The following is a 25,336-nucleotide window of genomic DNA, read 5'->3' on the forward strand; positions in this document are numbered from 1 at the left end:
ATCGGGCCGGGGATGGGTAGAGAGCGAGGACCACTGTCCATGACAGGAAAAAAAATACTTATAGTTGAAGATGATGGGATTATCGCCTTGCTGCTGGGGGAGATAACGACCCGTAACGGCTACGAGGTCGTAGCGATGGTGGCGACAGGCAGAGACGCGGTAACCCGGGCGCAGACCGAAAAACCAGACCTGATCCTGATGGACATCAACCTGGCGGGCGACATGGACGGCATAGAAGCTGCGACCATCATCAGGGCTCACCTGAATGTACCTGTTGTCTTTCTCACAGCCTATGCCGATCATGCCACTCTTGAGCGGGCCAAAAAGACCGGTCCCTGTTCCTACGTTCTCAAACCGGTAACAGAAGAAGACCTTATCAATACCATCGAACAGGCCCTGAACATTCTCCACTGATACAGGAAGCTGTCCACGGGAGAGTGATCCTCATCCGCAACCAAAAAAGGGACCAGGAGCGGGAGGAAAAACGCCCCCGCCCCAGGTCCCTTTCACACATCCTGTGCCCGGGAAATCAGAAAAATTATTCAAATATCCATTTATCGGTATTTCTCTCCCAACCAGGAATATCATCACCGAACCAGAGTCCGATTTCGGCGGCAGCGCTTTCCTCACCGTCGGAACCGTGGACGATATTGCGTCCGATTTCCAGGGAAAAATCAGCGCGGATGGTCCCGGGAGCCGCCTGGGAAGGGTTGGTCGCGCCCATGGTGGTCCTGGCCGTGGCGATAGCTCCGGTTCCTTCCAGAACGATGGCCACCACCGGCCCGGAGGTGATGTAATCGATCAGATCCCGGTAAAAAGGTTTTTCCTTATGGGCCGCATAGTGCCTGGCCGCGAGCTCCTCGGATACATGCATGAATTTCATGGCCACGATTTTAAGGCCGCGACGCTCAAAACGGTGAATAATTTCGCCAACAAGACCCCGCTGCACTGCGTCGGGTTTAATCATGACAAAGGTACGTTCCATGGTCAACTCTCTCCTTTACAAAAAACATGATACATTAACAAAAAAGTCGATAACCTTCTGTGTCTGCAAACGGCTTCTGATACGCTCTCGCGGCCGGCCCCACCCTACCATATATCCCCTGTCCTGCGCAATCATCCGAAGGGCCGGAAAACAAAAAAATGAAGAACCCGAAAAATGAAAAAAGGAGGGGTCACTCTCCCATGCGCTGGCGGGTCTCGATGGCCCTGGCCAGGGTGTGCTCATCGGCATACTTGATATCCATGCCCATGGGAATACCGCAGGCCAGCCGCGTCACACTGACCGGAGCCTGGTGCAGGATTTCCATAAGATAGGATGCCGTGGCCTCACCAGGCACTGTTGAGCTGGTGGCGAGCAGGATCTCATCAATACCTCCATGACGGACACGCTCCAGGAGTTCCTTGATCTTCAGCTCGTCGGGCCCGATACCATCCATGGGTGACAAAACACCATGGAGAATATGGTACAGGCCACGGAAGACACCTGTCTTTTCAATAACCATCAGATCGCCGGGCTCCTCGACCACGCAAACGATCCTTTCGTTACGGCGCGGGTCACCGCAGATGGCACAGGGATTGGTTTCGGAAAAGGCAAAACATCTGGAACAGAGCTGGATGGAACTGTGAAGCATGGCCAGTGACTCGGCCAAGCCCCGGGCTTCGGCAGCGGGTCGTCGCAACAGATAGAGAGCCAGGCGGGTGGCGGTCTTGTGACCAATGCCGGGCAGCTTCTGAAAATCGTTTATCAGCCTCTCAAGGGCCGGCGGTACAGCCTGCATGACAGCTCAAAACAGGCCGGGAATGCGCATGCCACCGGTCAGTTTGCTCATTTCGCCCTGTCCCAGCTCCTTGGCCTTGCGCAGACCATCGTTGACAGCTGCAATGATGAGATCCTGCAGCATCTGCGGATCGTCAGGGTTGATGACTTCCGGCTCGATGGACATTCCAAGCACATCCCCCTTGCCGTTGACCGTGACCGTCACCATGCCGCCGCCAGCGGTACCGGTCACCGTCCTGGTGGCCAGCTCTTCCTGAACCTGGGCCATTTTTTCCTGAAAATGCCGTGCCTGCTGCATCAGTTCACTGATATCCATTTCCACATCCTCCACGATATTTTTCCCTGCAACTTTTTTCCGGCACCACATTACACCCAGACCTTACACCGAAGCATCTCCTCCCTCCCTGGCGCTGGAATCCAACGGCTTGCGGAACCGGGGACCCACCCGGATATCTCCCACCTGGCCGTTGAAAATCTCCACTGCCGCCAGGACCAGGGGATCGCTGGCCAGGGCCTGACGTTCCTGCTGGGGACCGATTCCGTTCTCTCCGTCCACGCCACAGTCTCCTTCCGGAACATGAAAGACCACCCGGAAGGTATCCTGGAAAAAGTCCATGGCGAACTCGGTGAGCAGGGTTAGATTTTCCCTTTTTTTCAACATGGCGCAATCCACCGATTCGGCGTATTGAATCACCAGTCGATCTTCTTCGAACCGGGCTCCTTCGGCCCGTTGCAACACTGCGGCCATCCACTGTTTACGTTCCCGGACATATCCGATGAAACCTTCCCAGTGCCGGCGCACATCCTTGCGCCGATCCTGCTGACGGCCACTTTCCGGCACCCCCCCTGTGACGGGAAGAACAGAATCTTCTGCTGGATCGGGGCGGGACTTTGCCATTTTGTCTGGCTGGCCATGAACCGGGACTTTCTCCATGCGGTCCGGCTGTGGAGAAACAGATTCGTCCCGCAGAGCCGGATCAGATCCCTGCCGGACAGCGGTATCAGAGGGCAAATCTGGAAGCGTGGCTTCCGTATCCATGCTGGATGGAATCGACACCTGGCTCACAGGAGGAGGGACAGTTGGTCTCTCCGGCCGATGCTCCCTGGCCACCGGCTCCAGCTCTATCCCCTGCAGGGCCTGGTCAAGTCGCTCAAGCAGGGTAGCCACGGAAACCACCTCGGGAGCCTGTACCGCCCGAATAAACGCCATCTCCAGGGCCAGCCGCGGCCGGGCGGAAAAGGTCACTTTTTCAAGGCTGTCAAGAAGAAGATCAAACATGGAAGATACGGTTTCCGCACTGTGCCGGACCGCACATCGGCGAAGCTGTTCAAGCTCCTCAACCGGCAGATCGAGCTGGCGGTCGGGTTCCCTGCTGACCCGGCAGATGAGCAGGGCCCGAAACCAGTCGAGCAGATCGTTGATGAATCGCTTGACGTCCATACCGTAGGTGTACACCTGGTCAAGACGTTCCAGGGCCGTGGCCAGATCACCCGCCAGCAGGGCCTGCCCCAGCTCGCCAATGACCTCATGACTGACCAGACCCAGAATCTCGACCACATCTTTATCCCGAACCTCCTCGCCGCAGTACGAAAAAACCTGATCCAGCAGACTAAGCCCGTCCCGTACCGACCCACCGGATTCCCGGACAATCAGCCGTAGAGCCTGAGGCTCAATCCGGACCCCTTCCTGATCGGCAAGGCGTTTGAAATGGGAAGACAGCTCTTCGGGACTGACCCGCTGCAGCTCGTAGCGCTGACATCGGGATAAAATGGTGACCGGCACCTTGTGCAGTTCGGTGGTGGCGAACATGAAGTAGACATGTTCCGGTGGCTCCTCCAGGGTTTTCAACAGTGCGTTGAAGGCCTCGGTGGTGAGCATGTGTACTTCGTCGATAATAATAATCTTGAAGCGGGAACCCGTCGGCATAAAGCGGATGTTTTCCTTGAGTTCCCGGATTTCCTGAATACCACGGTTGGAAGCACCGTCCACTTCATGCAGGTCCACCGAGGATCCGGCCATTATCTCCCGGCAGGAGCGGCAGGTGTTGCAGGGTTCGGGTGCAGGACCCTGTTCGCAGTTGAGGGCTTTGGCCATGATCCTGGCCAAGGTGGTTTTACCGGTTCCGCGAACACCACTGAAAATGAGCGCATGGGCTACTCGATTCTGGGCCAGAGCGTTCTGCAGTGTCCGGACAACGGAACGCTGCCCTACAACCTCGGCGAAACATTGTGGTCTGGATTTTCTGGCAAGGACAAGATAGGACACTGGCAGCTTTCAGAAACCTGATTCAGATGGAGAAGGTGGGGCAACATCCTGTTTTTCTGCTGGCCATACGATACCTCATACGAGGATAAACAGAAACCGGAAAGCTGAAAAAAGGATAGCCGGGCAACCCTGCAACACACAAAGAGATTCACTACCGCTGCTTCCTCCCGGACCTGACGGAGTTCGTGAGTCTTTGTTGCGCAGGACCCGGCTATCACACCCAGGTCTGATATGAAATACAGGTCGATGGCCTGTGTGATGTATTATAATCCCCCGACAGCCAAAAGGCAACCCGAGATGCACAGTATCAATGGCGGAGAGGGTGAGATTCGAACTCACGGTACTTTCGTACACACGCGTTCCAGGCGTGCACCTTAAGCCACTCGGTCACCTCTCCGCTTAAGAGATGCTGAAGCAGAATACAAAAAAAATGTCTCTCTTTTTCCACCCTGCTTTCCTGCGACCCTCTTTTATCCGGTGTTCCTTTTTTTGACAACAGAAAAATACCGTTATCGACGAGAACGGAAAAAATTTTTGAGAAGCAGGCCGCACTCTTTGCCAAGAACTCCGCCGGTGATAACGAAACAATGGTTGAGCAATCCGTCACTGCCGATTCTGTATTTCGAGACCAGGGCGCCGGCTTTGGGATCATAGGCGCCAAAAACCACCCGCTCCACCCGTGCATGGACCAGGGCCGCCGCACACATGGCACACGGTTCCAGGGTGACCACCATTGTGGTTCCGGGTAACCGGTAATTGCCGACCTTCTCTGCAGCCTGACGCAGGGCCCGCATTTCCGCGTGCCCGGCTGGATCATGAGCCTGGACACAGTTGTTACCAGCGGCAGCCAGGACTTTTCCCTCTCTGCCAACAAGTACCGCGCCCACCGGAACTTCGCCCAGGACCGCAGCTTCTCCGGCCTGGGCAATCGCAAGTCGCATCAGGGCAATATCCTTGCCGCACGCCGCGGCATTGTTTCCTGGAAAGCTCGACTCCATGGGGCTCCATCCTATTTCCGACTCAAAAACAATCTCTCGGCCCGACAGATGATCGGCCGGAAGGCCGATACAGATTCGGAGCAAGCGGGAAAGTCACTTAAAAGCTTACTAACCCCGGCATGTTCCACAAAAAAACTCTTTCAAGGCTTTGCTTTTGTCGTCAAACACCATATAATTACAAAAAAGATACAGAGATAACATTTTCGAAAGCCACCAGGAATGCTCCACCATCCCCATGCCCGAAGCGAAATACACGGTATTAGCCTACGAATCCATACCCGAGGCCCGTCAGGCAATAAGCGACGCCCTGAAGGACATGGCCGAGATAACCTTTCATTCCTCGCCGGGATCGTTCCAGCAGGAAAGAAAAAAGAAACAATTCGACCTTATCTTCCTCAACATCGAACCCAGAAACGGGGTCCATACGGACGCTACCTTGAAGCCGCTCCAAGAAACTCTTGAAGACGCAACATACACCCCGATCATTGTCACCTGCAAGCTTGAGAGTGCCGACCTGATCGTCAAAGCGATCAAGGAAGGAGCCTTCGATTTTCTTGCTCCCCCTTTTTTTCCGGAAAAGGTACAGCTCGCCGCGACCAGGGCCATCCGTCAGCGGGAACTGCAAAACGAGATAGATTACCTGCGGCGCAAGCAGGACGTGGTCTACGATTTTGACAGAATCATTGCCGAGAGCCCCTCGTTCAAAAAGGTCATCACCAGCCTGAAAAAATTCGCCGCCACAGACTCCACCATCCTGATCACAGGAGAAACCGGTACAGGAAAGAGTTTTCTTTCCGGCTCCATCCATTACAACAGTCCCCGCCGCCACAAACCCTTTATAAAAATAAACTGTGCCAATATTCCCGAGACACTCCTTGAAAGCGAACTGTTTGGCCACGAAAAGGGGTCGTTCACCGGGGCAGACAAGCAGAGGATAGGCCGATTCGAACAGGCCAACGGCGGCACCATCTTCCTCGACGAAATTGGTGAGATCTCCATGGACATTCAAAGCAAACTGCTACGTGTCCTGGAGGAGAAATCCTTTGAACGAGTGGGAGGCAACAAAACCATCAACGTCGATGTCCGGGTCATCGCCGCCACCAACAAAAACCTCAGCGAACAGATCAGCGCTGGAAAATTCAGGGAAGACCTCTATTACAGGATCAATGTCCTGCCGGTCCAGCTGCCTTCCCTGCGGGAACGTCCCCAGTGCATCGAGCCACTGGCCAGAATCCTCCTGGACAAGGCTTGTCAGTCACTGAAAAAAAAGATCAAGGGTTTTTCCCCCGACGCCCTGGCCCTGATCAAGAGCTATCGCTGGCCTGGCAATATCCGCCAGCTGGCCAACACTATCGAGCGGGCGGTAATCCTTGAAGACAGTGATCTTATCCATCCCGACGCCATACAGATTCCGGAGCTGCAGAAAAACAGTCTCAGCAGGACAATCACCTGTGAGCCCCTGGAGGTACACGAAAAGGACATGATCATCAAGGCCCTGGAAGAAAATCTCTGGGTGCAGAAAAACGCCGCCAAACGGCTGGGGATCAGCCCCCGGGCCCTGAACTACAAGATCAACAAGTTCGGTATTACCCACCCCAACTGGCGCAAGAACAAATAATTGCCCTGTCACGGAACTCCTGTGCCTTTCGTCCATGTGCAAACAGACGAACACAGCTACAGGAACCGCGCCTCTTTTCTCCTGTCCTGTCGTTATCGCCTGGCGGCGACCAGGCTCTCCAGATAGGCTGTCCACTCTGCCATTCCCTGGCCGGTCGGCGCCGCCAACTCAAAGATCTGCAGACCAGGCTTCAAACGCAGTGCCTCCCGGCGGGCCTCTTCCACGGAGAAATCAAAATAGGGCAAAAGGTCTGTCTTGGTGATCACAAAGACATCAGCCCCTGTGAAGGTGGTCGGATACTTGGCAGGTTTATCCGAGCCTTCCGGCACCGAGACAAGAATGACACGCTCATGTTCACCCAGGTCAAAGGTTGCCGGACAGACCAGATTGCCCACGTTTTCAATGAAAATCAGGTCTAATGCGCCCGAATCCACCTGTTTTTCCAGCGCATGCAGTCCTTTGTGAACCAGCGGCGCATCCAGGTGACAGGCTCCTCCTGTGGTCAGCTGCACCACCGGCACGCCTTTTTTTCGAATCCGGTCCGCATCACGTTCGGTCTCGATGTCTCCTTCGATCACCCCGATACGGAGCCGGTCCCTCAGCGTCATGATGGTATGCTCAAGCAGGGTGGTCTTGCCGGAACCTGGACTTGAGATCATGTTGATGGCCACAGCGCCCATGGCCTCGATGTGGTATCTGTTTCGGGCCGCCTGCTCCCGGTTTGCCGCAAGCAGGCTTTGATGGACATCAACCACTGTGCCCGTTGTTTCATCGCCGCCATGGCATCCGCATGAATCACACATTTTTCCTTTCCTGTACTTTTGGCTGTTTAGCAATTAAACGACCGGCTTATCACTCCATCTCCACCTGGGTGAGGACCAGGTCCGTTCCCTCGCTCCTGGTTATCTCCAGAGTAGCATCCCGGGCCGGTTCCCAGTCAGCCTTGAGGGCATCGAAACCAAAAACAAAGGAATCGACAACGATGCCGGCGGAAACACCGATTGAGACCCGGACCGTGCGGATCCGTTTCGCCCCGTGGGCATCGACCAGCCCACCGAGCTGACTCATCAGGCCCTGGGCCAGAGAAAACTCATGCACGGGCCCCCGGCTCCTTTTCTTCCAGCACCACCCCATGGGTGGCGAGACACTTGATGATAATAACCAGGACCTCGCCTATCCTGGGCTCCAGTCTGGGGGACAGACCGATACCCGTGGACAGATCCTCTGGAACTACGGTTATCATTTCCACTCGTTCAGGTGATTTGCCCCGCAATTCACAGAGCGAAAGAATTTCAAGCAGACCGACCTGATGGGGTGACATCCTGGTCTGGATATTTCCGGAGCGGACATCCTGGTCGGTAAAACGGTGAATGGAGCCCGGTTCATCATCAAGACTGACCGTATCGACGACATAAAGCACATCCACATTTTCGATAAAGGGGGCCAGCATAATACCGGCTGTGCCACCGTCCAGGACCTGGACGTTCTTCGGTACCCTGTAGAGATGGTTGAACTTCTCGACAAAGTGCACCCCAAAGCCTTCGTCCCGGAGAAGCAGGTTGCCGATCCCCAGGATACCTATTTTCTGAAGTTGCATAAAACAAGAAGAGGGCCGGAGGCCGCGCAAAGGCGGCCTCCGGAAAAAGAGTCATTATTTGGAATGCCTGAACTTGTAACCGTTGAAAATAGAGGAGATCAAGCCGTCTTTGGATACAAGATCGTTCCAGACACAAAGATAAACATGGATCAGCGCAAAGATCATGAAATACCATGTAAGCAGATAATGGACAAACCTGGCCGTCTGTTGCGGGCCGAAAAACTGTCCGACCTGCTGCCAGGAGGCAGATTCGGGGTAGAGCATATAGAACCCGGTCAGAACCATTGCCAGAGCTGCCAGGAGAGTCAGCCCATAAGCACTGCCGGCCAGGGCATTATGCCCAAGCCGGTCTTCGTGGCTGTCTGACAGATAGCTGTAGGCCTTGAGTGTTGCAATGAAATTACGGATATTTCTTGGAGTAACTGGAAGAAAATCCCAGAATCGCTCCTGCCGGTTACCGAAAACAAGCAGGTAGAGGCGGGCCAGCACCGCCCCTGTAAAAACGAACGCCGCAATAAAATGGATATAACGCATGGTGGCAACCGGAAAAGTGGTCGTGCCTTCAAGCCAGGTATTGGTCCACGGATAATGGATATAAAACCCGGTCACGCTGAGCACCAGTATAGACAGGGCAAAGGCCCAATGGTAAAGCCTCAGCAGGATGGACCAGGTGTATTTTCTTTCGTACTGCATAACTCCCTCCTGTAAATCAGAGATTGCAGATCTTTCCCCCCAGCCGTCCTCACAGGGCCTTTACCTTGCAAAACTCCCTGCCTTCCGGATCCAGCATGTGTACCGCGCAGGCGATACAGGGATCAAAGGAGTGCACTGTACGCAGGACCTCAAGGGGCATTTCCGGATCGGCCATGGGGTTACCCACCAGCGATGCCTCGTAAGGCCCAGGCTTGCCCTTCTCGTCCCGGGGGCCGGCGTTCCAGGTGGAGGGCACCACGCACTGATAGTTTTTAATCTTGCCGTCCCGGATGACGATCCAATGCGACAGGGCGCCGCGCGGTGCCTCGTGGAAACCGAAGCCCTGCTGTTCTCCCTTGGGAAAGACGGGCTTGTTGAAGATTTCAAGGTCGCCGCTGCCGATATTATCCACCAGCAGTTGCCAGTGCTTGAGCGCCAGGTCGGCCAGCATGGCGGCCCGCACGGCCCGGGCAAGGTGACGTCCCGGTGTGGAGTGAAGCACGGAGACATCCACGCTTACTCCAGCAAGAGAGCTGACCCTGGACAGGGCATCATCAACATATTTTGTTGTCAGCTCATGCCCCTGGGCATAGCCAACCAGGACCTGAGCCAGAGGCCCGACCTGCATGGGTTCTCCCTGAAAGCGCGGAGCCTTGAGCCAGGTGTACTTTCCATCGTCCTGAAAATCAGTGTATTTAGGAACAGTTTCCTCCTCATAAGGATGCCTGGTCCAGTCGCCATCATACCAGGAACGGGCAATACACTCGACCACGTTGTCGCGGAAATAGGGATCGTTGAAACTTGTGATCGATTTAACGCTTTTCAGGTCACCCCCCATGATCGTCCCGCCGGGAAGATCAAACTTCGTTCCTTTGGTGTCAAGCACCATGTCGGGTACAGCAAGATAATTGGTCACCCCTGCGCCGTACTGGAGCCAATCCTTGTAGAGGGCTCCAACTGCGATGACATCGGGAAGATAAACGTTCTGAATGAACCCGCGGACCTCCTCGACCAGCTGTTTTACCCAGTAAAGACGCTCCACATTGAGGGTGGCTTCATTGTCCGGGTTTATCGCCGCGGTGACACCACCCACGGACAGGTTCTGGATATGGGGGTTTTTGCCGGAAATGATGGCCAGGGCCTGATTGGCCTTGCGCTGATAATCCAGGGCTTCGAGATAATGGGAGACTGCCATCAGGTTTGCTTCCGGAGGCAGGGTCATGGCGGGATGGCCCCAGTAAGCATTGGCAAAGGGTCCAAGCTGGCCGGAATCTACTATAGCCTGAACCTTTTCCTTGACCGCCTTGAACCGGTTATAGCTGTTACCGGGCCAACTGGACAGGCTTTCCGCAAGCTGCACGGTTTTCCTGACATCGGCACTGAGCGCCGAAACCACATCGACCCAGTCAAGAGCGGAAAGGACGTAAAAATGAACAATATGATCATGCAGGGCATGTATGGACTGGACCAGATTCCGGATATACTGGGCATTGATTGGAATTTCCATACCCAAGGCATTTTCAACCGACCGCACCGAAGCCAGAGCATGAACAGTGGTACAGACGCCACATATCCTCTGGGTAAAAAGCCAGGCATCCCGAGGATCGCGACCCTGCAGGATGACCTCGATTCCGCGCCACATCTGACCGGAAGACCAAGCTTTTTTTATCTTCCCTCCATCCACCTCTGCATCAATCCTCAGGTGGCCCTCAATCCTGGTGACCGGATCGACCACAATTCTCTGTGCCATGACTACTCCTCCTTATCTGGGCCGCAGTTAGTTCTGCTCGTCGTTCTTTTTTCCCTGAACCAGCTTCCTGCCGATACCGACAGCGGCATGGATTCCCACGGCCGCGGCGGTCACACCAAGGATCTTCTTGCCGGCAGAACCGGCATCTGCGACAATCCCGCCGCCAACACCGGGGATAGTTACATTGGGCAGCCGTTCATAGAACGGTCCCATCGTGTCCCAGAACCCTGGCTCGGTGCAGCCGACACAGCCGTGCCCCACACTGACAGGCCAGACGCCCACGTCGTTGAAACGGACCGCCGGACAGTTGGAAAAGGTTCCAGGCCCCTTGCAACCCACTTTATAGAGACAGTATCCCTGAAGATGGCCCGCATCACCGAACTGCTCGGCAAAACGTCCTTCATCGAAATGGGGCCGACGCTCACAGTGATCGTGGATCTTGCGGCCATAGGCAAACAGCGGTCGACCCAGCTGGTCGGTACGGGGCAGTTTTTTAAAGGTAAAGTAGTGCAAGACAGTGCCCAGAAAGGAAACCGGGTTTGGCGGACAACCGGGAACATTGATTATCGGGGTACCATTGAGCAGGTCCTGGACTCCCACTGCACCTGTGGGATTTGGATCGGCCGCCTGGATTCCGCCGTAGGAGGAACAGGTGCCAATGGCAATAACCGCTGCTGCCCTGGGACCGACATCGGCCAGAATTTCCATGGCCGTCCTGTCGCCAATCTTGCAATAGATCCCGCCGTCTTTTGTCGGAATGGCACCTTCCACCACACAGACAAACTTGCCATCGTGCCTGGTGATTGTATCGTGGAGTGATTTTTCCGCCTGGTGCCCGGCGGCAGCCATCACGGTCTCATGATAATCCAGAGAGATGATATCGAGGATCAGACGGCCGATATCCGGATGCGATGCCCGAAGCAGAGTTTCTGTACAACCGGTGCACTCCTGGAAGTGGAGCCACACCACCGGCGGACGCGTCGGGGAGGATGCCGCCTCGACCAGCTTCGGCACCATGGATTCGGAAAGCCCAAGAGCTGTCGCAGCCAATGTACAGCCCTTGAGAAATCCCCTTCGGCTTACCTTGAAATTCCGCTCACAATACTGCTTCGACATGGCCCCCTCCTTACTGATGATGGGTTGTCAACACACGTGTGCAAGATGTGCCTTGCACAAACCGCACACGTGTACAAAAATATGTAGGATTACAAAAAATTATATACCATATTTTAGAGTAATCAATAACAAGCTCAAAAAAAAAAGTGCTTGTTATAAATTTCTTTTGATGCAGAAATAGCGCGGCCACCTTCAAGGCACCACGCTGTTACTCATCAACAAGTACCCTTTTTAATGGACAGGTATCTTCTTCAGATACATCATGCGCCAGCCGCCATACGTTTTCAATGGCACTGGCCAGGGTGGGATATATATGATCCTCGCCGATTTTCATCAGCAGACCGGTACGGCGCATGATATCGATAATATGTTCCTTCAGGCCGCTGAAGTATACATCATATCCCGCGGATCGCAGCCGCTCCACGAGCAGCGCCAGGGCTGTTTCTCCGGAAGCATCCATGTCGTTTATACCGTTGCACTTGAAATGGATAATCTTGAGCTCGGGCCGGGAGGCAACAATCTTTAGAACCTCGTCCTCAAGATAACTTATATTGGCAAAAAACAGCGGTCCGTCAAAGCGTATCACCGCGATATACCTGCACCGACGGAGGCCGAAACGATCTGCTCTCCGGTAATGGCCATCTTCCCAGAGCGAAAGCTCCGCGATCACCGGCTTCATCTTGCGGTAAAAAAAGACCCCGATGGTCAGGGCCATTCCGAGCAGTATTCCCTTGTCCAGATGGGGCGCAAAAAACAGCGTGGCTACAAAGGTGACCACGCTTATGATACCATCGGATTTCTTCACCATGTACGCATGTTTCATGTCATGGATATTGAGAAGACCCACCACAGCCATGATGATGATGGCGGCCAGGACCGACTGGGGCAGGTGGTACAGCAGCGGAGTACAGAAAAACAGCGCAACAACCACGGCCAGACTGGTAAACACCGAAGACATTCCCGTCTGGGCACCGGCCTGAAAGTTCACTGCCGAACGGGAAAAAGAGCCGGAAACCGGATAGCTCCTGCCAAAGGAACCAACCATATTGGCCAGGCCCTGCCCTATCAGCTCCTGACTGGGATCGAGCCGTTCCCCGGTTCGGGCGGCAATGGCCTTGGCAATGGAGACAGCCTCCATGAATCCGAGGATGGATATGATAATGGCCGGAACAATCAGCTTCGCAACAACACCGAGGTCAAAAACCGGCATGGCCAGCTCAGGCAATCCTCTGGGTACCATGCCAACGACCTCTCCACCGCCTAAAAGAAGGATATTTTCCGGATCCAGCGGGTTATTACCAACTCTGAGCCGCCAAATATTTTTTTCTGCCCGCTTTTCCGGGGGAACCGATTCTTTCAACGCATAGTACAGTGACCCGTCCGGTGCCTGAACGGAAACCAGCTGCATGGAACGCAACTTCTTCCTGAGGGCCACACCGCGTTTTTTTTCCTCAACCAGGTACTGGTCCAGAACCCCAGCCATAAGGTGCAACTCCAGGACCTTTACCAGCGGAATATGTTCCGCCGGCTTCACCCTGATTCCCTTCTTCAACTCTTCAAGATTGACATGCCGGCTCCGATGACAGCTGCTGCAAAGATTTTTTTCTGCATCCGGTCCTGTTCTGTCAGCCGCACCCTGCGTGATTACTGTCTGTACCGAAGTGGCTTGGAGAATATTGCCCAGGTTGGAATTCATCTCCCGGACCAGGGCGGGGAATCCGGGCACCTTTATATCATCAATCGTAACATGCCTGTTTCTTTCAAACCCCGTAAGCCAGGAAAATGTCGTGGTGATAACAACCGCAACAAGTACATAGGGGAGACGGGGATTCCACATCTTGAGCCCCACCATTACCACGAGGGCCAGCAAACCCATGAAAAAGGTGGGCCAGTGGATAAAGGCATAGGTTGCTTCCATTACCCGCCAGACGGTCTCGAAGTAATGTTCCGCTTTGTCAACGTGTACGCCGAAAAGCTTGGGAAACTGACTGGACGCAATTATAAGGGCTGCCGCGTTTGTAAAGCCTGTAACAACGGGATGGGAAAGCAGGTTGACAACAACACCGAGCCGGAGAACACCTAGCAGAAACTGAAACAACCCCACGATAAAGGCAAGAAGAATCGCATAGGCGATATAGGTTTCGCTTCCTGCAATGGCCAGTGGTTCAAGACTGGCGGCTGTCATCATGGAAACAACTGCCACAGGACCGGTGGCTAACCGACGGCTGGAGCCAAAAAGCGCGGCTACAAGGGGAGGGAGAAAGGACGCATACAGGCCGTAGTAGGCTGGCAGTCCGGCAAGCTGGGCATAGGCCATGGACTGGGGAATCAGAACCAGGGCCACGGTGACGCCGGCGATAAAATCCATCTTCAGGATGGAGACGCCATAGCCTTTAAACCAGGCAAGAAAGGGAAAAAAGGAGGTGCTGACTGACTTGGGCATGATCTTTGACCTCGAATGGCGGATTACGGGATCAAAATATTCCGCAGGAGACCTACCGTGCTTGATGAACAGGCGACAGGAGCGATCTGATTCCCGCTGAGAAAGAATCAGCCACCCGTGTCCTTTGAGGTCTCCTGCGGAACATTGATATCTGCGGCCGTCATGGTTTGATGGACCCGTAAAAAGTCCATCACACATTGAAGATGGCTAAGCACAAAAGTTCGATATACAAGGCGTAGCGGTGTCGGCCAAGCGGAGTCGTACATGTAGTACGTCGAGCATTGGCCGTACCCGCTACAACGCAGTAGATCGGACTTTTTGCGACGCCATCATGGTTTGGAACCGTTGAAAAAACGGCTTCCTGCCGGAACCGGCACAGTAACAGACAAAAAAACATTTCGCGGGCTGCTTTTTGGGTGCAGGGGAACAAGCAGGAGAAGTATCTGAGGGGAGTGTATCCAGCACCTTTTTATCCATCCATTCAGATCGCAGCCCGCGAAATTTCCACATATCGCTTTTTTGTTTTTTTATTACCACCGAAAGCCAGCACCGATTCAAAAAAGGATAACATCGTCTTACCCCGGAAAGACCCTTTTTTAGGGAATGACGATAAGTTTTTTTTGCAGTTTTCGTAAAAATATCAATATTATCCGCCGATGCAGCTATTTCCTGGATTTTAACGGTAAACTCTCAATCCACAGTTTTGAAAACATCAAACCGGGTCATCCTCACCGGATAATCCTATTCCTCCCTGGCCTCAGCCTCACCCCTGATATCATCAAACCGCTTGGACTGGATGACTTTTTGTCTTTCCAGTTCAGATATTTCATCCATGGAAAGATGCACCAGGCCACAAAGAGGACAGGTACCGTCCACCTCGTCCCCAACAGCCCTGGCTTTGAGCTCGTCAGCCGTAAGGTGACCAACATACCCGCAGGCACCACCGGGGTTTTCCGCTCTGACAAGGCGCCTTTTCTTCTTTTTGATCTCACTCATGACAACCACCTCTGCCTGTCGTCTGTTTTCACACACTGGAGAGTGTGTTTAAGGTATTGCCGGAACTGTCAACCAGAGTTACGGTCAGGGGCATACCGCCATCCAGGCGGTGCGTGGCGCACGACATTCACGGGTCGTACGCGCGAACCGCCATTTCGACCTTGTTGAGCAACCCCTCGTCATAGACACCGCCCCTGATAAGACTGGTAGCAGCCTCCTTGACACTCATATTCATGGGGGCGATGTTATGGGTGGTGCCGACAATCATATTGGCCTTGACGATGCAACCATCGTCATCAGTAGTATAATCATGGATAAGCGTACCGCGGGGAGCTTCCACAGCCCCGATACCCCGACCGGCCTTTGGTTCTGCCTTGGCCCGGATATTTTTATCGGTGATATCATCCTGCTCAAGCAGTTCAATGGTGCGCTCACAGGCATAGACAAGTTCGATCAAACGGGCCCAGTGATAAAGCAGGGTACCCTGTGCCGGCCGGCCAAATTTTTCGCGAAACTCCTCCAGCTCTTCCTGGGCGCGCGGAGTTGACAAACGCTCCGCCACATTGATACGGGCAAGAGTATTGGCACGGTAGACACCTTTTGGCGCATCCAGATCCATGGAAAAACCCTCTTCCCAACATTTGGCATAGGGCATTTTTCCGTATGTCCAGGACTCCACGTGCTCGGCAAGATACTGATCGTACTGATCCACGGGAAAGTCGGTAATGGTACCGTCGGCCTTCATAAGCCGCAGATGGCCGTCATATAAGCGTAACGCCCCGGAATCATCGACCGTGCCAAGAAAACCGGTGGTGATGGTGCCAAGGCTGGCAATAACATCTTCGTATTTGGGAAAGACACTGTTTTTGGCAAAATCCATGGCAAACAAGGCGAAATCAAGCAGTGTCCTGGTGTCTTCCAAGAGCCCTTGACGTTCCTCCTCGTTCATGGGTTTGGCAAAACCACCTACCACACCGGCGATGGGATGTATCGCCTTGCCGGCAAACCGCTCCAGCATCATCTGGCCAAGCTGTCGCATCTGCACAACCCTGGTCGCCAGCTCAGGCGCTTCCTTCACAATTCCGACAACATTCCGAACCGAGTAATCACTGTCCGGCCCGAGAACAAAGTCCGGCGCTGCCAGGAAAAAGAAATGGAGTATCTTGTCGTTGATGTGAGCCATGATCTGGCACAGTTCACGCAGTTTATGACCAGTGGGCGCAGGCGTTACTCCAAAACATCCGTCAACCGCCTTGTTGGAAGCGAGGTGATGCATCCAGGGGCAGATACCGCAGATCCGGTTCACGATCCGCGGGACCTCCTCTGCCGGACGCCCTTCAATAAATTTTTCAAAACCCCGCAGAGACATAATGTGGAGAAAGGCGTCGCTCACATTACCGTTATCGTCAAGATGAATGGCAATCCGGGCATGCCCTTCAATCCTGGTTACCGGTTGTATATTTATCACGTTACCCATTGATTACTCCTCCGTCATTTTCCGGTTTTTTTATGTATCGGCCTGAGCAGACCATGTGCACCGGAAAAGCGTAATAAAGAGCGCCGATCAACCACGGATTTAAAATCAATACCGTTGCTGGCCAGTGCGTTCATCATATCAAGCATCTGATTTCCATCCTGCCGCACCGGTCCGAAGCAGCCCCTGCATGGAACGCGGGCACTGATACAGGACGGGGCGCCACGCCTGGCACAACCGGCAGCGGTAACCGGACCCATGCACATTAATCCCTGCTCAAGCAGGCAGCGCATTTCGTCAACGGGTTTTTCCGGGTCATAATCCGCATTCTGAACAAAGCGCCGAACCTTGCTCACGTCGCCCTTGCCTTCCCGTATGGTGGGACAGGTATCACAGACGGACTTGCCGGGTATGACGGGGTCGCGTCCTTCAATAAGCGCTGTCACAACCTCGGCTATCAGTTGCGGGTTTGGAGGGCACCCGGGCAGGATGAGGTCGACTTTAACCTTTTCATCTACCGCATAAACCCGGTCCAGGGGCTTTGGCACAACTTCTGCCGGCACCTGACACGTATCTGTGGTCAGGGTCGCATAAGAGTTCCTTACTCCCTCTTCCATTCCCCAGGAATTTATAAGAGCGGGTAGCCCGCCATGGGTGGCACAGGTCCCAAGGGCAATCAGGGTCTTGCACTGACTGCGCATGGCCTCTAACACCTCCAGGTGCTCTTCATTGGCCACACCACCCGAGACAATGCCCACTTCAGCCTCTGGAATTTCCAGCTCTCCCCTGTCCCCCATCTGACCATAATATTTATGGTCCATCAGCACAGGTATATGGACAAAATCGATTTGCCCAAGCAATTCAACCAGGGGTTCACCAATATTGAGTATGGCAATTTCACAACCGGAACAGGAATGCAGCCATTCCTCTGCTACGCGTACGCCCATAGTTTCCTCCTTATGCCGCCTGCGAGGCTTCGGAATTTGCGGCAACAGGGCCAAGTTTCTTTGTCCGGTCCGTCATCTCGGTAACAGCCTCGACAAACTTGTCCGGCTCGGCAGAGGAACACCAGGCCAACATCAGGCGATCCTTTTCATAGCCGAAATCTTCCATCAGCTCATGTACCATGTCCACCCGGGACAATGCCTTTACATTACCGTCCAGGTAATGACATTCTCCAAGGTGTCAGCCAAGGACCATAACCCCGTCGGCCCCCTTGACAAAGGAGTTCAGGATCAATTCAGGGTGCACCATACCAGAACACATGACGCGGATAATCCGAACATTTGGCGGGTACTGCATTCTTGCAGTGCCAGCCAGATCTGCGGCGGCATACGAGCACCAGTTGCAGCAAAAGGCAATTATCTTCGGTTCAAAGCTCATTGTATCTTCTCCGTGTAGTTAACAGGTTGCCGGACACCCGGATCACACCGCAAGGGCAGCCTCAAGCTGACTTTCGAGCTGCTTGAGGGAGAATCCGGCCACAGACACGCCACGTTTGGGACAGGTCCCCTGACACAGGCCGCATCCCTTGCAATGGGCCTTGTTGACAGCAACACGTTTATGGATCTGCCCCTTGTCATCCGTCTCTTCCACCAGGGCAATGGCGTGATAAGGACAGACATCTACGCACAGGGCACAGCCGTCGCAGTTGTCCGGATCAACCTCAGCCTTGATACCATCAAGGGTTATTGCGTTCCGGGACAGCAAGGTAGCCGCCCTTGCCGAAGCAGCCAGGGACTGGGCGATGGATTCTTCCACCGGCTTGGGATAATGGGCCATACCGGCGACAAAAAGCCCGTCCGTTGCAAAATCGACAGGCCGCAGTTTTGCATGGGCTTCCTGGAAGAAACCATGATTATCCAGCGGCACCTTGTACAGCTGGGCCAATTTTTTCGCCCCTGCGGAAGGAATAATTGCCGCTGCCAGGATGACCATATTCGCCTTGATCAGCAGCGGCCTGTGCAGTACATGGTCCCACACTTCCACTTCAAGACCGTTTTTCCCCCTGGCAACCTTTGGTTTGCCATGCAGTTCGTAATTGATAAAAACAACACCCATCTCCCTGGCCTTCTTATACAGTGTCTCACGCTGACCATACGTCCGCATGTCACGATACAGGATATAAACCCGGCGGGAGGGATTTTCTTTTTTCAGCTCTATGGCTGCCTGCACCGAGTGGGTACAACAGACCTTGGAGCAGTAGTTCCGATCCGACTCGCGCGACCCCACGCACTGGATAAAGACAAAGGAATTACTGTTCCTGACCCGGGTGTCGTTGATCTCGCACAACTTGTCAAACTCCAGCGCAGAGACCACCTCCCGGTGATCGCGGTATCCGTACTCGTCGGGCATCAGTCTGCTTGCACCGGTGGCAATAATGGCAACGCCATGGGAAATGGTCTCTTTCAAGCCTATTCTGTTCTTTATGGTGGACTGGAAATTACCGATATACCCTTTGGCCGCAATCACTTCCGTCTCCATATGTACCGTAATCAGTTCATTGGAAGTAACCTTGTCCACCAGTTTATGTAACCTGAGAGGAATATGCTCGCCCGACCAGGTTTTGTGCAAATGCTTTCCATTGCCGCCAAGCACTGCACTTCTTTCAATAAGATCAACAGGAAAACCCTGACTGGCAAGATTGAGTGCCGCAGCCATACCGGCAAGACCACCACCGATGACCAGAGCCCGCCGGGTGATGGAAACCTCCACGTTTTCAAGAGGCCCCTGCCAGGCAACCTTGGCCACAGCCATCCGGGTCAGGTCTTTGGCCTTTTGCGTGGCCGCAGTTTTGTCCCCGGTGTGGACCCAGGAGTTCTGGTTGCGGATATTTGCCATCTCAAAAAGATACTCATTGAGCCCGGCAGCCCTTATGGTCTCATGAAACAGCGGTTCGTGGGTCCGGGGTGTACAGGCCGCCACCACGATCCTGTTGAGCCTGTTCTCCTGAATAACCTTGACCATCAGGTCCTGGGTATCCTGGGAACAGGTGAAGAGGTTGCGCTCAACGTGGACAACTCCCGGCAGCGTGGCGGCATACCCGGCCAGATCTTCCACATCTACGTATCCGGCAATATTGGACCCGCAGTGACAGACAAAAACACCGATGCGCAGTTCTTCATCAAGGATGTCACGTTCCGGTGGAAAAGTTTTTTCCTCAGCGAGCTCAAACCGGGCCGGCGCCAGGATATCGGCAGCTGCGGCTGCGGCGGCGGAGCCTTCCATGACGGACTGGGGAATATCCTTGGGGCCGGCAAAAGCGCCGCAGGTGAAAATACCGGCCTTGGAGGTGGAAACCGGGGCAAAATCAGAGACTGCGGCAAAATTGTGGCTCGTTAGCCTGACACCGGTCTTATCAGCCAGTTCCAGGACATGTTTCGGTGTCTCCAGACCAACGGAAAGAACCACCAGGTCAAAGTACTCTTCAATCTGCTGTCCCTGTTCATTAACATAATGGAGTCGCAGGTCCCCTTCCCTGCCCTGGGGCTCCACGCCATTGACCCTGCACCGGACAAAACGAACCCCGGCCTCGTTTTTTGCCCGCTGATAGTATTCGTCAAACTCTTTGCCGTGGGTCCGCATATCCATAAAAAAGATGGATGTCTGCAGCCCCGGCACATGGTCCCTGGCGATAACAGCCTCTTTGATTGCGTACATGCAGCAAACAGAAGAACAGTAGCCGTTACCACAGAGATTTTCATCTCTGCTGCCAACACACTGCAGAAAGGCCATCTTACGCACCGGCTTGCCATCCGACGGACGAACCAGATGCCCCTCGGTGGGTCCTGAAGCAGAGAGATACCTCTCAAGCTGCATGGAGGTGATTACATTGGGATACTCCCCGTACCCAAACACCTCTGTTCCCGATGGATCGAAACACTCAAATCCGGGGGCCAGAATAACGGAACCCACGTCAATCTCGTGGATTTTTTCCGTATCATCGAAATTAATGGCACCGGCAGGGCATACTTTGGCGCACGCCCCGCACCGTCCCGGCTTGTTTATCCATATGCAGGCTTCCGGATCAATCTGATATTTCAGAGGTACTGCCTGGGCATATTTTACATAGACAGCCTTACGTTTTCCGGTGCCCGCATTATACTCATCATCAACTTTCTTCGGACATTTAGCCGCGCACTCCCCGCAGGCAATACACTTGTCCATGTCCACATAGCGGGGGTGCTCTTTCAGCGTTACCTTGAAATTTCCTGCCCTGCCGGTAATTTCCGTTACCTCGCAGAGCGTCATCAACTCTATATTTAAGTGCCGACCGCACTCAACCAGTTTGGGCGCGATAATTCACATCGAGCAGTCGTTGGTGGGGAACGTCTTGTCCAGCTGCGCCATGGCTCCGCCAATGGCGCCTGAACGCTCGACCAGGTAGACTAAATACCCTGCATCCGCAAGATCAAGGGCAGACTGCATACCTGTAACGCCGCCACCAACCACCATTATCGAACCAATTGTCTTGTTTTTCAGCATCTCAGCTGCCTCCTCATTCGTTTTCGTCCATAGTCTGCGTTGCTGGCTCCGGCAGAACAAGAGAATCTGCTACCAGCTCCCACAGATACTTGACCTCGATCCCGAGCTCGTACTCCTTGTTCAGTGATTTCATCAGCTGATCACGACAGTTGTGGCAAGGAGCAATGACCAGTTCGGCTCCGGTTTCCTGAACCTGCCGGGCCTTGATCCGCCCGTAATACACGCGTTCCGCGGCAAAGGGCATTGCCCAGGCCCCACCGCCTGCTCCGCAACAGTAGTTCCCGTTCCCCTTTGGAACCATATCGACAAAATCAGGACAGCAGGCACGGGTTATGATCCGTCCTTCTTCGAAATAACCGTGGCCAAAGGTTTTGAGCGATTTGCGACCGTAATTGCACGGATCGTGATAGGTTGTGAGTTTTGCATGCAGAGAGGGATCCAGAGTAATACGTCCGCTGTTGATATATTCAAGCAGCAGATCAAAAACAGAGTAGATCTGAAACTCTTCAAGGGCTTCAGGGTACCATTTCTGCAACCCGGACCGGGTCGCGAAATAGGCATGGCCTCATTCGGGCAGAAGCAGGGCGGAACATTTAAGTCGTCGCATATTATCGACAATGCGACCGACAATGGTTTTCATCGCTTCATCGTCCCCTGAGAAGAGTCCCCAGTTGACGCCTTCCCAGTTATCAGAGGCAATGGTCCAGGATTCGCCTGCGGCGTAAAAAATTTTCCACCACCACTTCATGTCGTCCGGCTCGGCAAAAGGTTCCTTTGAATTAACTGTAACCAGGATCCTCGCGCCATACACGTCGACGGGGGTCTCAAAACCGGGACAGGCCTCCTCGGCAAGCTCCTGCCCCAGATCTTCGAGAAGAAAAAGAAAGTCCTCTTTGGGGATACCCAGATTATTACCTCTCTCAAGACAGGTGACCACACCCTTGTGAATCGGCCCGGGAACTTTGTCCCGCTCGCGCCGGGAGCGAATGCGCCGCATGAGCTGAACGATCTGCACATCCATGGGGCAGGCCTCCTCGCACTTGGCGCACATGGTACACTTCCAGGCCCAGTCAGAGGAAAGCAACTCGTCCTCCAGGCCAAGAAACGCCATACGGACAATCTTACGCGGATCCAGCCCATCCACTCCGGAAATAGGGCAGGCAGAGGCACATGTACCGCAGGTCAGACAGACGTCGGCCCAGGAAGGATCATCGTAGAGTGTCTTCTGGTTACTGTCTAAAGCAAGAGGCGGAGGTGTCTCCTTAGCCGTTATTTTCTGCAGAACAGCCGGATCATAATCCTGGTTGGGGTTAAAACGCGGCTTGCGGCCGAATTTTTCACAGAGCGCCTTGTAATCCTCCCATTTCATAATATATCGGCGTCCCGGACCAAGCTCGGCCTTGAGCGATCCATTTGTTATCCAGTTACGTATGGTATTTCGGTGAACACCGAACTCCTCTGCCAGCTCACTCACCTTGAATTCATAGGTCATGGTTGGGTCACCTCACATTGTTCCGGGCAGATTTCTGCAATTATCTGTCTCACTTTTTCACTCGCCTCCCTGACAGCCTCTCTCATGGACGAGGAAAGTCCAGGTGCAATTTCATTTGGAATATATTCGATCTGGGCAGCAATAATATGAACAGCGGTACCGGTGTGTTCAGAAAGTTCCTGCAACAGATTAACGGTAGGAAACTGATGAAGGGAAAAATCGTGGATTTTTTGAACAGGAACAGTATCAGGAGTTATGGTGAACACCTCTCCTGGTTTGCGCCCCTGGAAGTCAACAGCGTCCAGAACAATCAAATGCTTCGGCGCAAGTTCCGGTGCGAGGATATAGTCAAAGAGATACTCCCTGATGCCTGTTCCGACATCTTCAAGAAAAACATTTTCCGGCAGATCGTTTCGGGACTGCAACTCAGCTATAACGGCGGGCCCGAATCCGTCATCACCAAGAAGCGTGTTGCCACAGCCAAAAACCGCGACCTTCAAGCATCCGTCACTGTGCATCATGTGCCTCTTATGTGCTTTTTTAAATTGTACAACTACCGTTATCTTGATATTATGAAAATGTCAACGTAAAAACAGCCTGAAATTTTAATTTAACCACTCATCATGCACATATCGCACAATCAACCATAGCAAAAAGTTAATATGAAAAAGGAAAAACAAGCTCCACCCGGAAAAAAGACAACCCTCGATATCTGGCTTCAGTCCACCTACCTCACTGTCCAACGGGCTCTTTACGGGCTGGTCACAATCGCCCTGATGATCGCCGCCGCACTTGTGATTTTTGATGCCCTGAAAAGTTTCACCGAACTGCTGCACGTACCTCATACAACAGTCGCCCATATATCACTGGTGGCAGTGGACCGGCTACTCCTTGCGTTGATGTTTCTGGAAATTATGCACACCCTGCAGATTATATTTGGAGAGGAGTTCCATCTCTCCTGCGCTGAACCATTTTTGCTGGTAGGCATCATTGCCTTTATCCGGAGAATGCTGATCATCTCCCTGGAGCTTTCCCATGGAGAAAATGGAGGACATGAATATTTTCAGGACTTCATGCTCGAAACAGTGGTGCTTGGGCTGATGGTTTTTCTATTCATCATCGCGGTGGTGCTCCTTCGATGGGACCGAAGAAGAAAAGAAACAGTTTCATGACCTCAAGACCATACAAAACATCACCTCATACTGACCCTGCCACCACATGAAAAAAACGACATATGATACTATTATAGTTGGAGCCGGCCTCAGCGGTCTCAGCCTTGCGTGGTTTCTTCTGCAGCAGAAACCGGATCACCGGATACTGATCGTCGAAAAGCGCAAACAGGCTGGAGGAGCAATACGAACATATCGCAGCAATGGATTTCTTGTTGAGGGAGGGCCGCATGGCTTTCTCGACAATTGCCAGGAAAGCAGAGATCTGCTCAAGGGGATACGCCTGGAGCCGTTAATCCAACGCGCGCCACTGGATCTATTTTCCCGATATATATGTCAGCACGGGACACTGCAGCGCATCCCGCAGACCGCAATCACTCTTCTCAGATCGAATATCCTGCCCCTGTCCGCCAAGCTCCGAGTACTGGCAGACCTGTGGAAAAAACCGCTCCCTGGAGAGCCGTCGGTCCGCGATTGGACTGAGTATCGTTTTGGCCGTCACCTTTATCCCTTTGTCGATGCCGCTCTTACAGGTACTTTCTCCGGAGATCCGGACCGAATGAAAATTGACGCCATAATGCCTGGAATCAGAAAACTTGAGCGACAGCATGGTTCGGTTCTCCTGGGACTCCTTAAAAAACAACACTTGGCGCGTAATGGACGTGGAGGAAGCAAGCTACCTGCCATGATTAATTTTCCCGAGGGCATGGGACAGGTCATTGCAGCACTGATCGCCAACCTGATCATCCGGTGCGATTTGATTTTTGAGCACGAAATCAGCTCTTTCCGACAGTGCGAAAATCTATGGGAGATAAATGGCCCCGACGACGCCTTATACTGCGACAACCTTGTCCTGGCTCTGCCAGCAAATACGTCGCTGCAAATCGTGTCCGAAAGCAGGGGAATCTCTCCTCCACCGCTCACATCTCTGCCCGAGGCCAGGATAGTCAACATTGCGCTCGGATATCCGGACAAAAAGCAACTGCCTGCAGGTTTTGGCTACCTGGCCCCGGAACAGGAAAAAAGGTTTGCTCTCGGGGCTCTGTTTTCAAGTAATATGTTTCCAGGGAGGACACCTCCGGGTCATATCCTGCTGGAAGTTCTGGTTGGAGGTCGCCGCCATCCTGAACGTCTCTCTCTGGATGACGAAACCCTTGTCAACATGGTACTACAGGATATCACACGGTTGTTACCGCTCTCACGGGAACCGGTGTTTTACAAAGTGATCCGTTCCTGCTCCGGTATTCCCCAGCTTGAAGACGGATACATTCAGCTTTTAGAATGGCAGAAACAGGTCATGGTCGACAATCCAGGACTGCACATCTGCGGTTTTGGCTGGGGAGGCATTGGCATAAACGACATGATTACCGAAGCCCGCAACATGGCAGAGACGATTCTTGCAGGCAGTGTTTTTCCGACCTGTAACCACAAACCAGAGTCCGTGTATTTCTGATACAGG

Annotated in this window: 23 protein-coding genes, 1 tRNA gene and 1 other RNA gene; 4 read left to right on the top strand and 21 right to left on the bottom strand. The window is 53.5% G+C overall.

Going from position 1 to position 25,336, the window contains the following annotated elements; translation table 11 throughout:
- Nucleotides 1–39: 39 nt before the first annotated feature.
- Complete coding sequence (locus tag ACXJJY_RS10820; RefSeq protein ID WP_456387671.1) at nt 40–414, top strand: response regulator; 375 nt, start codon at nt 40–42, stop codon at nt 412–414.
- Between the two features lie 124 nt (nt 415–538).
- Here ACXJJY_RS10820 and ndk read toward each other — a convergent pair whose 3' ends face one another.
- The 7 genes from ndk to ACXJJY_RS10855 all read right to left on the bottom strand — a co-directional run bounded on the left by ndk (nt 539) and on the right by ACXJJY_RS10855 (nt 5,044).
- On the bottom strand, nt 539–985 hold the full coding sequence (gene ndk / locus ACXJJY_RS10825) for a nucleoside-diphosphate kinase (RefSeq protein WP_456387672.1): 447 nt from the start codon (nt 983–985) through the stop codon (nt 539–541).
- 190 nt (nt 986–1,175) lie between these two features.
- A complete protein-coding gene (recR, locus tag ACXJJY_RS10830) occupies nt 1,176–1,781 on the bottom strand; it encodes a recombination mediator RecR (protein ID WP_456387673.1) in 606 nt (201 codons plus the stop codon).
- A gap of 6 nt (nt 1,782–1,787) precedes the next feature.
- Nucleotides 1,788–2,096, bottom strand: coding sequence for a YbaB/EbfC family nucleoid-associated protein (locus tag ACXJJY_RS10835; protein WP_456387674.1), 309 nt, complete (start codon nt 2,094–2,096; stop codon nt 1,788–1,790).
- 63 nt (nt 2,097–2,159) lie between these two features.
- On the bottom strand, nt 2,160–4,046 hold the full coding sequence (gene dnaX / locus ACXJJY_RS10840) for a DNA polymerase III subunit gamma/tau (protein WP_456387675.1): 1,887 nt from the start codon (nt 4,044–4,046) through the stop codon (nt 2,160–2,162).
- A 114-nt stretch (nt 4,047–4,160) separates the two neighbouring features.
- Nucleotides 4,161–4,259: signal recognition particle sRNA small type (gene ffs / locus ACXJJY_RS10845), an RNA gene on the bottom strand.
- A 98-nt stretch (nt 4,260–4,357) separates the two neighbouring features.
- Nucleotides 4,358–4,443: transfer RNA gene (locus ACXJJY_RS10850), tRNA-Ser, on the bottom strand.
- Nucleotides 4,444–4,555: 112 nt separating this feature from the next.
- On the bottom strand, nt 4,556–5,044 hold the full coding sequence (locus tag ACXJJY_RS10855) for a nucleoside deaminase (protein ID WP_456387676.1): 489 nt from the start codon (nt 5,042–5,044) through the stop codon (nt 4,556–4,558).
- Between the two features lie 235 nt (nt 5,045–5,279).
- Between ACXJJY_RS10855 and ACXJJY_RS10860 the strand changes: the two genes are divergently transcribed.
- Entirely contained in the window at nt 5,280–6,662 is a 1,383-nt protein-coding gene (locus ACXJJY_RS10860; RefSeq protein WP_456387677.1) for a sigma-54 dependent transcriptional regulator, read from the top strand.
- Between the two features lie 92 nt (nt 6,663–6,754).
- Here ACXJJY_RS10860 and hypB read toward each other — a convergent pair whose 3' ends face one another.
- From hypB to ACXJJY_RS10930, 14 genes are all read right to left on the bottom strand, one after another.
- Complete coding sequence (gene hypB / locus ACXJJY_RS10865; RefSeq protein ID WP_456387678.1) at nt 6,755–7,465, bottom strand: hydrogenase nickel incorporation protein HypB; 711 nt, start codon at nt 7,463–7,465, stop codon at nt 6,755–6,757.
- A gap of 49 nt (nt 7,466–7,514) precedes the next feature.
- The gene (locus ACXJJY_RS10870) at nt 7,515–7,760 is read right to left on the bottom strand and encodes a hydrogenase/urease maturation nickel metallochaperone HypA (protein ID WP_456387679.1); all 246 of its coding nucleotides are present in this window, start codon (nt 7,758–7,760) and stop codon (nt 7,515–7,517) included.
- Nucleotides 7,753–8,259: a HyaD/HybD family hydrogenase maturation endopeptidase gene (locus ACXJJY_RS10875; protein WP_456387680.1), complete on the bottom strand. Its 507-nt coding sequence runs from the start codon at nt 8,257–8,259 to the stop codon at nt 7,753–7,755. The genes ACXJJY_RS10870 and ACXJJY_RS10875 overlap by 8 nt, the downstream gene beginning before the upstream one ends.
- 54 nt (nt 8,260–8,313) lie before the next feature.
- Nucleotides 8,314–8,952 (bottom strand): Ni/Fe-hydrogenase, b-type cytochrome subunit, encoded by a 639-nt coding sequence (cybH, locus tag ACXJJY_RS10880; protein WP_456387681.1) that lies wholly within the window; start codon nt 8,950–8,952, stop codon nt 8,314–8,316.
- A 49-nt stretch (nt 8,953–9,001) separates the two neighbouring features.
- Nucleotides 9,002–10,702, bottom strand: a complete 1,701-nt coding sequence (locus ACXJJY_RS10885; RefSeq protein ID WP_456387682.1) for a nickel-dependent hydrogenase large subunit — start codon at nt 10,700–10,702, stop codon at nt 9,002–9,004.
- 27 nt (nt 10,703–10,729) lie between these two features.
- Entirely contained in the window at nt 10,730–11,818 is a 1,089-nt protein-coding gene (locus ACXJJY_RS10890; protein WP_456387683.1) for a hydrogenase small subunit, read from the bottom strand.
- A gap of 208 nt (nt 11,819–12,026) precedes the next feature.
- Nucleotides 12,027–14,261, bottom strand: a complete 2,235-nt coding sequence (locus tag ACXJJY_RS10895; RefSeq protein WP_456387684.1) for a SulP family inorganic anion transporter — start codon at nt 14,259–14,261, stop codon at nt 12,027–12,029.
- Nucleotides 14,262–15,002: 741 nt separating this feature from the next.
- Nucleotides 15,003–15,257: a hypothetical protein gene (locus tag ACXJJY_RS10900; RefSeq protein ID WP_456387685.1), complete on the bottom strand. Its 255-nt coding sequence runs from the start codon at nt 15,255–15,257 to the stop codon at nt 15,003–15,005.
- Nucleotides 15,258–15,384: 127 nt separating this feature from the next.
- Nucleotides 15,385–16,734 (bottom strand): Ni/Fe hydrogenase subunit alpha, encoded by a 1,350-nt coding sequence (locus tag ACXJJY_RS10905; protein ID WP_456387686.1) that lies wholly within the window; start codon nt 16,732–16,734, stop codon nt 15,385–15,387.
- Between the two features lie 14 nt (nt 16,735–16,748).
- Nucleotides 16,749–17,678, bottom strand: a complete 930-nt coding sequence (locus tag ACXJJY_RS10910; protein WP_456387687.1) for an NADH-quinone oxidoreductase subunit B family protein — start codon at nt 17,676–17,678, stop codon at nt 16,749–16,751.
- Nucleotides 17,679–17,688: 10 nt separating this feature from the next.
- Nucleotides 17,689–18,114, bottom strand: a complete 426-nt coding sequence (locus ACXJJY_RS10915; protein WP_456387688.1) for a hydrogenase iron-sulfur subunit — start codon at nt 18,112–18,114, stop codon at nt 17,689–17,691.
- A gap of 42 nt (nt 18,115–18,156) precedes the next feature.
- On the bottom strand, nt 18,157–21,216 hold the full coding sequence (locus ACXJJY_RS10920; RefSeq protein WP_456387690.1) for an FAD-dependent oxidoreductase: 3,060 nt from the start codon (nt 21,214–21,216) through the stop codon (nt 18,157–18,159).
- A 13-nt stretch (nt 21,217–21,229) separates the two neighbouring features.
- On the bottom strand, nt 21,230–22,708 hold the full coding sequence (locus ACXJJY_RS10925) for a 4Fe-4S dicluster domain-containing protein (RefSeq protein ID WP_456387691.1): 1,479 nt from the start codon (nt 22,706–22,708) through the stop codon (nt 21,230–21,232).
- Nucleotides 22,705–23,229 (bottom strand): hydrogenase maturation protease, encoded by a 525-nt coding sequence (locus tag ACXJJY_RS10930; protein ID WP_456387692.1) that lies wholly within the window; start codon nt 23,227–23,229, stop codon nt 22,705–22,707. The genes ACXJJY_RS10925 and ACXJJY_RS10930 overlap by 4 nt, the downstream gene beginning before the upstream one ends.
- Nucleotides 23,230–23,370: 141 nt before the next feature.
- Between ACXJJY_RS10930 and ACXJJY_RS10935 the strand changes: the two genes are divergently transcribed.
- The gene (locus ACXJJY_RS10935; RefSeq protein ID WP_456387693.1) at nt 23,371–23,880 is read left to right on the top strand and encodes a phosphate-starvation-inducible PsiE family protein; all 510 of its coding nucleotides are present in this window, start codon (nt 23,371–23,373) and stop codon (nt 23,878–23,880) included.
- Between the two features lie 46 nt (nt 23,881–23,926).
- Nucleotides 23,927–25,330 carry a protoporphyrinogen oxidase gene (gene hemG, locus ACXJJY_RS10940; RefSeq protein WP_456387694.1) on the top strand — a complete coding sequence of 468 codons (1,404 nt, stop codon included), beginning with the start codon at nt 23,927–23,929 and terminating at the stop codon, nt 25,328–25,330.
- The last annotated feature ends 6 nt before the right edge of the window (nt 25,331–25,336 follow it).

The organism is Desulfolithobacter sp., from assembly GCF_054025815.1.

What these genes read in the sequence shown, in the direction of transcription:
- ACXJJY_RS10895 (WP_456387684.1), bottom strand. Translation starts at nt 14,261, where the DNA reads ATGCCCAAGTCAGTCAGCACCTCCTTTTTTCCCTTTCTTGCCTGGTTT.
- ACXJJY_RS10930 (WP_456387692.1), bottom strand. Translation starts at nt 23,229, where the DNA reads ATGATGCACAGTGACGGATGCTTGAAGGTCGCGGTTTTTGGCTGTGGC.
- recR (WP_456387673.1), bottom strand. Translation starts at nt 1,781, where the DNA reads ATGCAGGCTGTACCGCCGGCCCTTGAGAGGCTGATAAACGATTTTCAG.
- hemG (WP_456387694.1), top strand. Translation starts at nt 23,927, where the DNA reads ATGAAAAAAACGACATATGATACTATTATAGTTGGAGCCGGCCTCAGC.
- ACXJJY_RS10835 (WP_456387674.1), bottom strand. Translation starts at nt 2,096, where the DNA reads ATGGATATCAGTGAACTGATGCAGCAGGCACGGCATTTTCAGGAAAAA.
- ACXJJY_RS10905 (WP_456387686.1), bottom strand. Translation starts at nt 16,734, where the DNA reads ATGGGTAACGTGATAAATATACAACCGGTAACCAGGATTGAAGGGCAT.
- ACXJJY_RS10890 (WP_456387683.1), bottom strand. Translation starts at nt 11,818, where the DNA reads ATGTCGAAGCAGTATTGTGAGCGGAATTTCAAGGTAAGCCGAAGGGGA.
- ndk (WP_456387672.1), bottom strand. Translation starts at nt 985, where the DNA reads ATGGAACGTACCTTTGTCATGATTAAACCCGACGCAGTGCAGCGGGGT.
- ACXJJY_RS10910 (WP_456387687.1), bottom strand. Translation starts at nt 17,678, where the DNA reads ATGGGCGTACGCGTAGCAGAGGAATGGCTGCATTCCTGTTCCGGTTGT.
- ACXJJY_RS10820 (WP_456387671.1), top strand. Translation starts at nt 40, where the DNA reads ATGACAGGAAAAAAAATACTTATAGTTGAAGATGATGGGATTATCGCC.
- ACXJJY_RS10855 (WP_456387676.1), bottom strand. Translation starts at nt 5,044, where the DNA reads ATGGAGTCGAGCTTTCCAGGAAACAATGCCGCGGCGTGCGGCAAGGAT.
- hypB (WP_456387678.1), bottom strand. Translation starts at nt 7,465, where the DNA reads ATGTGTGATTCATGCGGATGCCATGGCGGCGATGAAACAACGGGCACA.
- ACXJJY_RS10875 (WP_456387680.1), bottom strand. Translation starts at nt 8,259, where the DNA reads ATGCAACTTCAGAAAATAGGTATCCTGGGGATCGGCAACCTGCTTCTC.
- ACXJJY_RS10885 (WP_456387682.1), bottom strand. Translation starts at nt 10,702, where the DNA reads ATGGCACAGAGAATTGTGGTCGATCCGGTCACCAGGATTGAGGGCCAC.
- ACXJJY_RS10900 (WP_456387685.1), bottom strand. Translation starts at nt 15,257, where the DNA reads ATGAGTGAGATCAAAAAGAAGAAAAGGCGCCTTGTCAGAGCGGAAAAC.
- ACXJJY_RS10935 (WP_456387693.1), top strand. Translation starts at nt 23,371, where the DNA reads ATGAAAAAGGAAAAACAAGCTCCACCCGGAAAAAAGACAACCCTCGAT.
- cybH (WP_456387681.1), bottom strand. Translation starts at nt 8,952, where the DNA reads ATGCAGTACGAAAGAAAATACACCTGGTCCATCCTGCTGAGGCTTTAC.
- ACXJJY_RS10860 (WP_456387677.1), top strand. Translation starts at nt 5,280, where the DNA reads ATGCCCGAAGCGAAATACACGGTATTAGCCTACGAATCCATACCCGAG.